A 13,052-nucleotide genomic window follows, 5' to 3' on the forward strand; every position below is an offset into this window, starting at 1 on the left:
GCCGGGTCAGGCTTCTGCGGGGGTCCTGAGCGCCGGCTTCGGGGGTGGGCGTCCATGGTGGGCTTCAGCCGTGAGGCTCGGGGCCGACCATCGACGGCGGGCCCGAGCCGCCGACACCGGGGCCGGGCATCCACGGCGAACGCAGCCGTCAGGGCCGGGAACCGGGCATCCTCGGCGGGCCTCATCCGCGGGCACCGGCGTCAACCGACCACGGCCAACTGCAGCAGTCAGGACCCGAACCGAGGATCCACAGCAGGTCTCAGCCGCCGACACCGGGGCCGAACGACCACAGCACGCCTCAATCGCCGCCGCCGACCATCCACAGCACACCTCAACCCGCGGCCCCCCCCCCAGAAGCACAACCACTTACGGCGGCGTCCGAGCATCCGCCGCGGCGAGGTCGAGCGGGCTACGACCGTCCTCCCGCTCCCAGTGGGCCCGCAGCCAGTGCTCCGTCGTGGTGACGTGCATGAGGGCCGCGGCCTGTGCGAGGGCCGCGTCCCGGTCGGCCAGGGCCTGGTAGATGGCCTCGTGCTCGGCGACGGTGCGCGCGGCGGCGTTGTCGTCGACCAGACCGCGCCAGATCCGCGCACGCACGGTCCGGCTGGAGATGCCCTCCAGCAGCGCGGAGAGCGTGGCGTTCCCGGTGGCCGCGATCACCGTGCGGTGGAACGCGGCGTCGTGCTCGTTGAGCCGTTCCACGTCCTCGCGGGCGGCGCGCATCGCGTCGAGGTGGCGCTCCACCTCGGCGAGTGCGGCGTCCGAGATCCGGGTCGCGGCCAGCGCGGTGGCGACCGGTTCGAACAGCCGGCGCACCTCGGTGAGCTCCAGCAGGGTGTCGCCGCGCAGCAGCTCCACAGCGGATCCGACCCCGCTGAGCAGCAGCTCCGGCTCCAGGCTGGTCACATAGGTGCCGTCACCGCGCCGGATCTCCAGCACCCGGGAGACGACCAGGGCCTTCACCGCCTCCCGCGTCAGGTTGCGTGACAGTCCGAGTTCCGCGGCGAGCTGCGGCTCGGGCGACAGCTTGGCGCCCGGCGCCAGCTCACCGGACTGGATGAGCTCTCTGATGCGGTCGATGGCCTTGTCGGTCAGTGACATGTGCGGCCGTCCCCTCTTCGTGCGTGCGCAAGCGGCACCGTAGCAATACATCCCATGCCTGCGAAAGAGATGGGATGACCGATCCGTCTCTGCGCATCCTCGAAAGATCGACATGTACGCAGGTGAACGGAGTGCACGGCAAATTGTTTCGCTGCAGGTATGGACAGCGAGACGGAGCGCGCTCTTAAATCCATCCCATGTCCGATACCTGTTCTTGCGCAGGGGACATGCCATCGACACATGACGACAGGTGGTTTGCCATGACCTCGAACAGACACCGCGGCCCCCGGGCCGGGACGGCCGGGCAGCATGACTGAACTCATCAGCTCCGTCGAAGCGGTGGACGTCAGGTTCCCGACCTCGCTCCACCTCGACGGCTCCGACGCCATGAACCCCGAACCCGACTACTCGGCCGCCTATGTGACGGTCCGTACGAGCGGCGGCGACGAGGGACACGGGCTCGCCTTCACGGTGGGACGCGGCAACGATGTGGAGGTCGCCGCCGTACGCGCGCTGGCCCCGCTGGTGGTCGGCCTGTCGGTGGAGGAGGTCCTGGGCGACCTCGGCGCCTTCTCCCGTCGGTTGACCGGCGACAGTCAACTGCGCTGGCTGGGTCCGGAGAAGGGTGCCATCCACATGGCGGCCGCGGCGATCGTCAACGCCGTGTGGGACCTGTACGGCCGCCGCACCGGGAAGCCGGTCTGGCGTCTGCTGTCCGAGCTGTCCCCGGAGCAGCTGGTCGACCTGGTCGACTTCCGCTACCTGGAGGACGCGCTGACCCGCGAGGAGGCGCTGGACATCCTGCGCCGCGCCGAGCCGGGCCGCGCGGAACGCACCGCGCACCTGCTGGCGTCCGGTTACCCGGCCTACACGACGACGCCCGGCTGGCTCGGCTACGACGACGAGAAGCTGGTGCGGCTGTCGAAGGAGGCGGTCGCCGACGGCTTCTCCCAGATCAAGCTGAAGGTCGGCGCCGACCGGGAGGCCGACGTCCGCCGGCTGCGACTGGCCCGCGAGGCGGTCGGCCCGGACATCCGGATCGCCGTCGACGCCAACCAGGCCTGGGGGGTCCGGCAGGCCATCGACTGGATGCGCTCCCTCGCCCCTTACGACCCGTACTGGATCGAGGAGCCCACCTCCCCCGACGACATCCTCGGCCATGCCGCCGTCCGACAGGCGCTGGCACCGATCAAGGTCGCCACCGGTGAACACACCCACAACCAGGTGATGTTCAAGCAGCTCCTGCAGGCCGGGGCGCTCGACATCCTCCAGATGGACGCCAGCCGTACCGCCGGCGTCACCGAGAACGTCGCCATCCTGCTGCTGGCCGCCAAGTTCGGCGTCCCGGTCTGCCCGCACGCCGGCGGTGTTGGCCTGTGCGAGATGGTGCAGCACCTGGCGATGTTCGACTACGTGGCCGTCAGCGGCACCACCGAGGACCGCGTGATCGAGTACGTCGACCATCTGCACGAGCACTTCACCGACCCCGTCCGCATCCGCGACGGCCGCTATCTCGCCCCGACCGCACCCGGCATCAGCGCCGAGATCCACCCCGCATCCGTCGCCGCCCACCGCTACCCGGACGGCCCCGTCTGGCAGGAGGCGACCGCCCCGTGAGCGGATCCGAACTGACCGGGCTGACGGCGGTCGTCACCGGCGGCGCCTCCGGCATCGGCCTGGCCACCGCCCGGCTGCTCGCCGAACGGGGGGCCCGGGTCGCCTGCCTCGACCTCAAGCCCGACGACGTGCCCGAGCCGCTCCTCGGCATCCGGGCCGACGTGACGGACGACAGCGAGGTGCGCTCGGCCGTCGACGAGGCCGCGAGACTCCTCGGCGGCATCGACATCCTGGTCAACAACGCCGGTATCGGCGCCCAGGGCACCATCGAGGACAACTCCGACGACGAGTGGCACCGCGTGTTCGACGTCAATGTCCTCGGAATCGTCCGCGTGACCCGCGCCGCGCTCCCCCATCTCCGTCGCTCCGGCAGCGCCGCCGTCGTCAACACCTGCTCCATCGCGGCGACCGCGGGTCTGCCCGAGCGCGCGCTGTACTCCGCGACCAAGGGCGCCGTCCTCGCTCTCACCCGGGCGAGCGCCGCCGACCTGGTGCGCGAGGGCATCCGCGTCAACTGCGTCAACCCCGGCACGGTCGACACCCCGTGGGTCGGCCGGCTCCTTGAGCGCGCCGCCGACGCGGAGGCCGAACGCGCCGCCCTCAACGCCCGCCAGCCCATCGGCCGTCTGGTCACCGCTGAGGAGGTGGCCGCGGCCATCGCCCACCTCGCGAGCCCGCTCGCCGCCTCCACCACCGGCACCGATCTGGCCGTCGACGGCGGCATGCAAGGACTGCGGATCCGCCCACGGAGCTGACCGCGGGCGGTCCCCGAGCCCTTGAGCCCCGCCCCCTGAACCAGTGAACGCGCGAACCTCTCAGCCCCTCGTTCAGCCCGTCCGTTTCCAGGCTTTCCCGCACCAAGGAGAAGAGCAATGACGCTCAGACACACCCGGTACGCCTGTTTCGGTGCACTCGCCGTCCTCACCGTCTCCGCCCTCACCGCCTGCCAGAGCTCCAGCACGTCGGCCGGTTCGAGCGGCGGCAAGCCGGTGGTGGGTGTCGACTACCCGCGCTCCGACACCGACTTCTGGAACTCGTACATCAAGTACACGCCCCAGTACGGCAAGGAGCTGGGCCTGGACCTGAAGACGACCAACTCGCAGAACGACGTCGCCAAGCTGACCGCCAACGCGCAGACCTTCATCAGCCAGGGCGTCAAGGGCGTGGCGATGGCCCCGCAGGACACCGCGGCCATCGCGCCCACCCTGGCCCAGATGGAGGCGAAGAAGATCCCGGTCGTCACCGTGGACACCCGCCCCGACACCGGCAAGGTCTACATGGTGGTACGGGCCGACAACCGCGCGTACGGCGAGAAGGCCTGCCAGTTCCTCGGCACCAAGCTCGGCGGCAAGGGCAAGGTCGTCATGCTCCAGGGCGACCTCTCCTCCATCAACGGCCGTGACCGCACCGAGGCGTTCAACGACTGCATGAAGAAGAACTACCCCGGCATCAAGGTCTTCGGCGAGGCCACCAACTGGGACGGGGCCGTCGCCGCGCAGAAGCTCCAGACGGACCTGACCGCCCACCCGGACATCAAGGGCGTCTACATGCAGTCCAGCTTCGCGCTGTCCGGCACGCTCCAGGTGCTCAAGCAGAAGGGCCTGCTGGTCGGCCCTAAGGACAAGAAGCACGTCTTCATCGTGTCCAACGACGGCATCCCCGAGGAGCTCAAGGACATCGGCGCCGGCCAGATCGACGCCACCGTCTCCCAGCCGGCCGACCTGTACGCCAAGTACGCCCTCTACTACCTGAAGGCCGCGATCGACGGCAAGACCTTCAAGCCCGGCAGCACCGACCACGACAGCACCATCATCCAGGTCCGCGACGGAGTGCTCGAGGACCAGCTGTCCGCACCGCTCGTCACCGCCGACGGCGGCACCTACGGCGGCGTCACCAGCCTCAAGAGCGACGACAAGTCCCTCTGGGGCAACAACCTCGGCTGACCGGAAGGCGATACGCAGACATGGTTACGGCTCCGCCCGTCGCCGAGGCGGCGGGGATCACGAAGCGGTACGGATCCACTGTGGCGCTCAGCGACGCCGGGATCACGATCGCACCCGGGCAGACGCACGCGCTGGTCGGACGCAACGGCGCGGGCAAGTCGACCCTGGTCTCCATCCTCACCGGCCTCCAGGCACCCGACACGGGCACGGTGACCTTCGGCGGCGAACCGGCCCCCCGGCTCGCCGACCGGGACGCCTGGCGGCAGCGGGTGGCCTGCGTCTACCAGAAGTCCACGATCATCCCCGAACTGACGGTGGCGGAAAACCTCTTCCTCAACCGTCACGACCGCGGCCGCGGCGGTCTGATCAGCTGGCGCACGGTCCGCAGCAAGGCCGAGGAACTGCTGCGGACCTGGTCGGTCGACGTGGACGTGCGTACTCCGGCCGGTGAACTCGACGTCGAGCGGCGGCAGTTCGTGGAGATCGCCCGGGCGCTGTCCTTCGGGGCCCGCTTCATCGTCCTCGACGAGCCCACCGCACAGCTGGACGCGGCGGCCATCGACCGCCTCTTCGGCCGGATCAGGGACCTCCAGGAACAGGGCGTCACCTTCCTGTTCATCAGTCACCACCTGCAGGAGATCTACGAGATCTGCGACACGGTGACGGTGTTCCGCGACGCCCGGCACATCCTCACGGCCTCCGTCACCGACCTGCCCCGCTCCGAGCTCGTCGCCGCCATGACGGGCGACGGCGCGGCGGAGAGCACGGGCAGGCGCCGCGGCCCGGTGGACACCGCGGTCCCGGAGGTTCTCTCGGTCGGCGGTGCTTCCCTGCACGGCGCCTACGACGACGTGTCCTTCGGGATCCGGGGCGGCGAGATCGTCGGTCTGGCCGGCGCGGCGAGCAGTGGCCGCACCGAACTCGCGGAGACCGTGGTGGGGCTGCGCGGCGCCGACACCGGCACGGTGGAGATCGCGGGCATTCGGCCCCGGTCGGGCAGCGTCCCCGCAGCTCTCAGGGCCGGCGTCGGATTCGTCCCGCAGGACCGCCATCACCAGGGCTATGTCCCCGGGATGTCCATCGCGGACAACGGAACCCTGACCATCCCGGAACGGCTCGGCCCGCCCGGGTTCATCGACCGCAGGCGCCGCGACGAACTCGCCAAGGACATGATCGACAACCTGGCGATCAAGACACCGGGCCCCGAACTGGAGGTCTCCGGGCTCTCCGGAGGCAACCAGCAGAAGGTCGTCATGGCCCGCGCCCTGGCCAGCGACCCCAAGGTCCTTGTGCTCATCAACCCGACCGCCGGCGTCGACGTGCGGTCCAAGGAGTTCCTCCTCGGCAAGGTCGAGGAGACCGCCGAGTCCGGCACCGGGGTGCTCATCGCCTCCGACGAACTCGACGACCTGCGCATGTGCGACCGCGTCCTGGTGATGTTCCAGGGCCGCGTGGTCGCCGAGAAGCCCAGCGGCTGGCACGACCACGAGCTGGTGGCCGCGATGGAAGGAGTGGACCTCGATGTCTGAGACAGCGGCCGCGACCACCGCGAAGACCCCGCCCGACGAACAGCCGGCCGCCCGGAAGGCCGGAGGGCGCAGAATCGCCTTCACCCGGCTGCGCGACCTGGCCCTCATCCCCGCGATCATCGTCATCGCGATCGTCGGCCAGATCGTCAACCCGGTGTTCCTGCAGGCCGACAACCTCATCAATGTCCTCCAGACCATGTCCGAGATCGCGGTCCTGGTCCTGGCGCAGACGCTGGTGCTGATCGTCAAGAAGATGGACCTCTCCCTGGAGTCCACGGTCGGCCTCGCCCCCGGTGTCGCGGCCTGGCTCACGGTCCCGGCGGGCGCCACACACGGCCTCGGACTGCTCCCGGGCTCCTTGTCGGTCCCGGTCACCCTCGCCGTCGGCCTGTTGATCGGCGCGGTCAACGCCCTGTTCATCATCCGGTTCGGCCTCAACGGCTTCATCGTGACCCTGGGCATGCTGATCGTGCTGCGCGGCATCCTCACCGGAATCTCCGGCGGCCAGACCTTCTTCCAACTGCCGCAGTCGATGCTGTACATCGGCACGACCGAGTGGCTGGGCATGCCGGCCTCGGTGTGGGTCTGCCTGATCCTGTTCGCCGTCGGGATCGTGGTGCTCGGCTTCACCAGCTTCGGCCGCTCCCTGTACGCGATCGGCGGCAACGTCGACGCGGCGAAGGCGGCCGGCATCCGCACCGACCGGGTGCTGTGGATCGTCATCGTCACCGCGAGCCTGCTCGCGGCGCTCAGCGGCCTGATGCTCTCGGGACGTCTGGCCTCGGTGGCCTCCGCGCAGGGCAACGGTTACATCTTCACCGTGTTCGCCGCGGCCGTCATCGGCGGCATCAGTCTCAACGGCGGCAAGGGCACGATGTTCGGTGCCTTCACCGGCATCCTGCTGCTCTTCCTGATCCAGAACGTCCTCACCCTCGGCGGCGTCCCCGCACAGTGGATCGGCGCCCTCAACGGCGCCATCATCCTGATCGCCCTGGCGCTGTCGCGGGTCACCGGGGGCAAGGTCCAGGAATAACCTGTGGAGGCGATCACCTCCCCGGATCGCCTCCACACCCCTGTCGCCCACCCACGCGCGCCTCCCCGGCGCGGCCCCCAGCCCCCACCACCGCCAGCACACCAAGGAGTTCGGGTGTCGGACCTTCCCCTGGACCGCAGACACTTCCTCGCCGCCACCGCGTTGACAGCCTCAGCGGCCGCCCTCCCCGGCGGTCTCCTCGCGGGAACGGCCGAGGCTGCGGTCCCGCCGCAGGTCACGCTCCCCGACCGCGGCATCCACGACACCTCCCCCGCCGCCTCCTGGACCGACGGCTTCCTCACCGGCAACGGTGAGCACGGCGCCGTCCTGCACGGGGCGGCGGCGCTGGAGAAGGTGGTCCTCAATCACCACCGCCTGGTGCTGCCGAACGGCACCCGCGACCTGCAACCACCCGTGCACGCCGGCCGCCTGAACGGCGTACGCGACAAGGCGCTCGCCGGGGACTACGCCGGCGCCAACAAGGACTTCGCCTCCGGGTGGTCACTGCGCTGGACGCAGACGTACCACCCCGCCCATGAACTGCGCCTCAGCACTCCGGGCATGACCACGGTCGACAACTACGTCCGGACCACGGACTACCGCACCGGTGAGGTCGGCTCCAGCTGGACCGACCAGTACGGCACCTGGACACGCCGCGCGTTCGTCTCCCGAGCCGACAACGTCATCGTCCACGAGCTGCTCCCCGCACCCGGGCGCACCGTCGACACCACACTGAGCATCAACACCGCGCTCGACGGCGTACCCACCACCGTCGGCTTCACCACCCTCGCCACCCTGCGCGACGGCGACGGCTACCTGAACCTGCGCGGCACCTACCCCGCGGGGCAGGGCGCCTTCGGCTACGAGGGCGTCACGCGTGTCGTGGCGACAGGGGCGGGCTCCTCGGTCACCGTCAACGGCTCCACGATCGTCGTGGCCAGGGCGACCAGGGTGATCCTGCTGACCAAGCTGGACCGCTACGAGTCCTCCACCGCCTGGAACGCCGAGCCGCTGCACGCCCGACTGGCCGCGCTCGGCACCGACTACGCCACCCTGCGCTCGGCACACACCGCGATCCACACCGAGCTGTACGACCGTTCCCGCCTCGACCTGAACGTCCCCGACGCCGACCGCAAGCTGTCCGTCAGCGAACTCATCGCCCGCCAGAACGCGCACCGGGGCGTCATCGACCTCGCCCTCCTCGAGCGCCTCTACGACTCGGGCCGCTACCTCTTCCTCAGCTCCAGCGGAGTCCTGCCGCCCCGCCTCACCGGCATCTGGACGGGCTCCTGGAACGGCGCCTGGGCCGACGACTTCACCACCGACGCCAACATCAACCTCCAGGTCGCCGGGGCCAACATCCTCGACACCACCGACGTGATGGAGGGCTACTTCGACCTGATCCTCGGCCAGCTCGCCCACTGGCGCACCAACGCCACCAACCTCTACGGCGCCCGCGGCTTCCTCGCTCCGTCCCGCACCGACGGCGAGTACGGCCACATGCTCCACTTCGACAACGGCTCTTTCCCTGGCCAGTGCTGGACCGGCGGCGCCGACTGGTTGCTGTACCCGATGCTGGAGTACTTCGAGGTCACCGGCGACAGCGACTTCCATCGCACCAGGCTGGCGCCGGCCCTGATGGAACTGGCCCTGTTCTACGAGGACTTCCTGACCCGGACCGACGCGAACGGCAAGGCCGTCTTCGTGCCGTCCTTCTCCATGGAGAACGCGCCCGGCAACACCGGCGTCTGTCTGTCGATCAACGCCACCGGCGACATCATGGCCGGCAGACACGCCCTCCAGGCCGCCATCGATGCGGCCGACGCCCTGGGCGTGGAGCAGGGCAGCGGACAGGGCGTCGAGCGCTGGACGGCGTTGCTGGCCAAGCTGCCGGACTACCGCGTCAACAGCGACGGCGCGCTCGCCGAATGGTCCTGGCCCACCCTGAGCGACCACTACGATCACCGGCACATCCAACACCTGTACGGCGCCTGGCCGTTGCACGAGATCAACCCCGAGGACGAGCCCGCACTCGTCCGCCCGGCTCTCAAGGCCCTGGAAAAGCGCGGCGACCAGAACATCTCCGCCCACGGCAGCCTCCACCGCGCCCTGGCCGGGGCCCGTCTCAAGGACGGCGGCAAGGTCTACGACAACCTGAGGAAGATCATCGGCAACAACATGGTCTTCAAGTCGCTGATGACCTCCCACAATCCCGACCTGGACATCTACAACGCGGACGCCGCGCACGCCTTGCCGGGTGTGCTCGCGGAGGCCCTGGTCTACTCCCGGCCCGGAGTGCTGGAGGTCCTGCCGGCTCTGCCCGACCAACTCGCCAAGGGCACCATCACCGGCGTACGCACCCGCGGCCGGATCCGGATCCACACCTTCAGCTGGGACCTGACCGCCCGCACCGCCACCCTCTCCCTCACCTCGGCGATCGACCAGACCGTCACCCTCGTCAGCCGACGCGGCATGACCTCGGTGACGACCTCCGCGACGGTGGCCTCCTCTCCTCTGGGCACACACGCCCGCGAGGTGGCACTGGTGGCCGGGCAGCGCATCGACATCACCGTCTCGCTGCTCAGCGCCTGGTTCAAGCTGGTCAACCGGCGCAGCGGCAAGGTCCTCGACGTGTCGGCCGGAGGCACTGCCGACGGCGCGAAGGTCATCCAGTACACCTCGTCCGGCTCCGCCAACCAGCAGTGGCAGTTCCTGCCCAACGCGGACGGCTCCTTCCGTCTGCGGGCGCGGCACAGCGGCCGCGTTCTCGACAGCCCCGGCGACAGCGCCCAGGGCGCCCAGCTCATCCAGTGGCATGACGCGGGCAGCGACAACCAGTGGTGGAGGCTGGTCGACGCGGGCGGCGGCTTCCACCGCGTCGTCAACGTCCGCAACAGCTCGTGGTGCGTGGACGTCGACGGCGGCTCGACGGCCGACGGCGCCCGGGTCATCCAGCAGGCCGTCGGGTCCGGGACGAACCAGGAGTGGCAGATCGTCGGAGTGTGACACCACCAGCGGCGGGCTGTGTTGGGGGTGCGGTTACTGGTGGGTTTCAAGAGTTCAGTAAGATCCACTCCGACCAATGCAAGCCCTATCTGGGGGAACAACTCATGACCAAGCGCTTTTCCGCGCTGGCCGTCTCCGCGGCCATCGTCGGCGGCCTCTTCATCACCTCGGTGCCCGCTCACGCCGCCACGTCGGCCGAGCGGGGCGAGGTGTCGGTGAAGGCCGCCATCACCTGCAACAAGAGCCAGATGCGCCAGCAGATCGCCGACCTCAAGGCCAAGGCCGCGAAGCTGAAGCAGCTGGGCGAGACCGCGGCGGCCAGGAAGGCGCTGAGCGACGCGGCCGCCATCCAGAAGAAGCTCGACGCGTGCATCAAGGCCGAGGACGACGCCAGCAAGCCGTTCCCCGGCTAAGTCTTCCTGTTCCAACGTGTGGCGCTGCCCGTCCCGTTTCCACGGATGGGTGGCGCCACACGCATGTCCGGCCCAGCACGGTTCGCGCAGTGGTGTGTTGAAGCGCTTCGACGGTCCCACCGGGTCGATCGACTGTCAATAACGCGAGAAAAAGAAACTTTCCTAGAGTTACGTCTCTTGTTTCGCGAGAAACCTGTCATTAACGTTCCCGGGCGAGTGAAGCGCTTCGACGCCACGACCGGGAAGGCCCGCAGCCATGACCAACGCACCGCAGACGCTCCGTTGGGGCCACCGGGCCCTGGAGGTCGAGATCGGCGTCGGCGACGACGGCGTCCCTCGCCTCACACGGATCGGCCTGCCCGGCGGCGCGTCCCACGAGCGGCGCAACTGGCCCCCGCTGCCCCTGGTCGAGGTGACCGCCGCGGGCCAAGGGCGCGCCTGGTCCGGCGGCCGCCTGATCGACACCTCACTCGGCGGACGCCTGCGCCACCGCGGGCACCGGGTGAGCCAGGACGGCGACCGGCACCGGCTCTGCGTCGAACTCCACGACCCCGAGACGGGTCTCGTCGCGGAGGTCACCTACAGCTCGCCGGACGGGGAGCCCGTACTGCGCTCCGAGGTGCTCCTGCGCAACGACGGCGAGTCGGTCCTCCATCTGGAGTCGGTCTCCTCCCTCGTCGTGGGCTGCCTGGCCGAAGGGCCCGAGTCGATCGACGCGGCAAACCTGCTGTGGGCCGAGAACGACTGGGTCGCCGAGTGCCGCTGGCAGCGTCGGCCGATGCGGGAGACCTCGCCGGCCCTCGGCGGCTCCGTCGTCTACGACAACGGCAAGGGTGAGTTCACGCTGACCGGCCGGGGCGTGTGGTCCAGCTGCGGCCGGCTGCCCATGGGCGGCCTGACGGACCGGCGCCTCGGGCGCACCTGGCTGTGGCAGATCGAGCACAACGGCGGTGGCTGGCACTGGGAGTGCGGAGAGCGCGACCGGCTGGCCTACCTGGCCATGTTCGGCCCCACCGACACCCATCACGGCTGGCGGCAACCGCTCGCGCCAGGCGCGGAGTTCGCCACCGTGCCGGTCGCTCTCGCCTTCAGCGAGGACGGCGGCCCGGACGAGGCGTTCGCCGCGCTCACCCGCTACCGGCGTGCGATCCGCCGTCCGCACCCGGACCACGAGCGGCTTCCCGTCGTCTTCAACGACTACATGAACTGCCTGATGGGCGACCCCAGCACGGACAAGCTGCTGCCCCTGGTCGACGCGGCGGCCGAGGCGGGCGCGGAGTACTTCGTCATCGACGCCGGCTGGTACGACGGCGAGAACGGCGGCTGGTGGGACAGCGTGGGCGCCTGGGAGCCCGCCGCCGCACGCTTCCCCGGCGAGCGCGGCATCCACGAGGTGCTGGACCGGATCCGGGACCGCGGCATGGTGCCCGGCCTGTGGCTGGAGCCGGAGGTGATCGGCGTCCGCAGCCCCATGGCCGAGTCCCTGCCCGACCAGGCGTTCTTCCGCCGTGACGGCGTCCGCGTCACGGAGACCGGCCGGCACCACCTGGACCTGCGCCACCCGGCGGCTCGCGCCCACCTGGACCAGGTCGTGGACCGACTGGTCGGCGACTGGGGCATCGGCTACCTCAAGCTCGACCACAACATCGACCCCGGCTCCGGCACCAGCGCCCACCCCGGCGAGACCCCCGGCGCCGGTCTGCTCGGCCACAACCGGGCGCACCTCGACTGGATCGACGGCATCCTGGACCGCCATCCGCACCTGGTGGTGGAGAACTGCTCCTCCGGCGGCATGCGCTGGGACTACGCGTTGCTGTCACGGCTCCAGCTGCAGTCCACCAGCGACCAGCAGAACCTCCAGCTGTACGCCCCCATCGCCGCGTCCGCGCCCACCGCCGTCACCCCGGAACAGGGGGCCGTCTGGTCCTACCCGCTGCCCACCGACTCCCCGGACGAGGTGGCGTTCACCATGGCCAACGCCCTCCTCGGCCGTATCCATCTCTCCGGTCCGCTGCCCGACCTCGGCCCCGACGCCCGCGCCCTGGTCCACGAGGCCGTCAGCACCTACAAGGCCATCCGCGCCGACCTCGCCCGGGCCGTGCCCGCCTGGCCGCTCGGCCTGCCGGCGTGGGACGACCCATGGCTCGCCCTGGCCCTGCACGCCCCCGCCACCACCTACCTCACCGTATGGCGCCGCCCCGGCGCGGAGACCACCACTGCTCTCCCCCTGCCGCACCTCCGAAGCCGTACGACCCGCGCCGAGGTGCTGTATCCCGCCGCGAGCCGGGCCGAAGCCACCTGGAACCCCGACACCGCCGCCCTCACGCTGACGCTGCCCACGGCTCCGTCCGCGGTGCTGCTCCGTCTCGTCCACACGGCTGCAAGCCGCTGAAGAACAGGATTTGATCAA

The 13,052-nt window shown here is 70.1% G+C and carries 9 protein-coding genes; 8 read left to right on the forward strand and 1 reads right to left on the reverse strand.

All coding sequences use genetic code 11. The features are described from left to right. Window positions 1-366: 366 nt before the first annotated feature. Entirely contained in the window at window positions 367-1,101 is a 735-nt protein-coding gene (locus IOD14_RS23290; protein ID WP_123986755.1) for an FCD domain-containing protein, read from the reverse strand. Window positions 1,102-1,410: 309 nt separating this feature from the next. Here IOD14_RS23290 and IOD14_RS23295 point away from each other — a divergent pair, with 309 nt between their 5' ends. From IOD14_RS23295 to IOD14_RS23330, 8 genes are all read left to right on the forward strand, one after another. After that, complete coding sequence (locus IOD14_RS23295) at window positions 1,411-2,718, forward strand: L-fuconate dehydratase (RefSeq protein WP_123986756.1); 1,308 nt, start codon at window positions 1,411-1,413, stop codon at window positions 2,716-2,718. After that, complete coding sequence (locus tag IOD14_RS23300) at window positions 2,715-3,473, forward strand: SDR family oxidoreductase (protein WP_123986757.1); 759 nt, start codon at window positions 2,715-2,717, stop codon at window positions 3,471-3,473. The genes IOD14_RS23295 and IOD14_RS23300 overlap by 4 nt, the downstream gene beginning before the upstream one ends. A 117-nt stretch (window positions 3,474-3,590) precedes the next feature. Then, a complete protein-coding gene (locus IOD14_RS23305; protein WP_123986758.1) occupies window positions 3,591-4,661 on the forward strand; it encodes a sugar ABC transporter substrate-binding protein in 1,071 nt (356 codons plus the stop codon). A gap of 20 nt (window positions 4,662-4,681) precedes the next feature. Next, window positions 4,682-6,190 (forward strand): sugar ABC transporter ATP-binding protein, encoded by a 1,509-nt coding sequence (locus IOD14_RS23310; RefSeq protein WP_123986759.1) that lies wholly within the window; start codon window positions 4,682-4,684, stop codon window positions 6,188-6,190. After that, window positions 6,183-7,223: an ABC transporter permease gene (locus IOD14_RS23315; protein WP_212671413.1), complete on the forward strand. Its 1,041-nt coding sequence runs from the start codon at window positions 6,183-6,185 to the stop codon at window positions 7,221-7,223. The genes IOD14_RS23310 and IOD14_RS23315 overlap by 8 nt, the downstream gene beginning before the upstream one ends. 114 nt (window positions 7,224-7,337) lie before the next feature. Further along, window positions 7,338-10,229 carry an RICIN domain-containing protein gene (locus IOD14_RS23320; protein WP_212671414.1) on the forward strand — a complete coding sequence of 964 codons (2,892 nt, stop codon included), beginning with the start codon at window positions 7,338-7,340 and terminating at the stop codon, window positions 10,227-10,229. Between the two features lie 104 nt (window positions 10,230-10,333). After that, complete coding sequence (locus tag IOD14_RS23325; protein ID WP_123986762.1) at window positions 10,334-10,642, forward strand: hypothetical protein; 309 nt, start codon at window positions 10,334-10,336, stop codon at window positions 10,640-10,642. 256 nt (window positions 10,643-10,898) lie between these two features. Then, window positions 10,899-13,034: an alpha-galactosidase gene (locus IOD14_RS23330; RefSeq protein ID WP_212671415.1), complete on the forward strand. Its 2,136-nt coding sequence runs from the start codon at window positions 10,899-10,901 to the stop codon at window positions 13,032-13,034. Window positions 13,035-13,052 lie beyond the last annotated feature (18 nt).

Origin of the sequence: Streptomyces sp. A2-16 (genome assembly GCF_018128905.1) — a bacterium.
GTDB lineage: Bacteria > Actinomycetota > Actinomycetes > Streptomycetales > Streptomycetaceae > Streptomyces.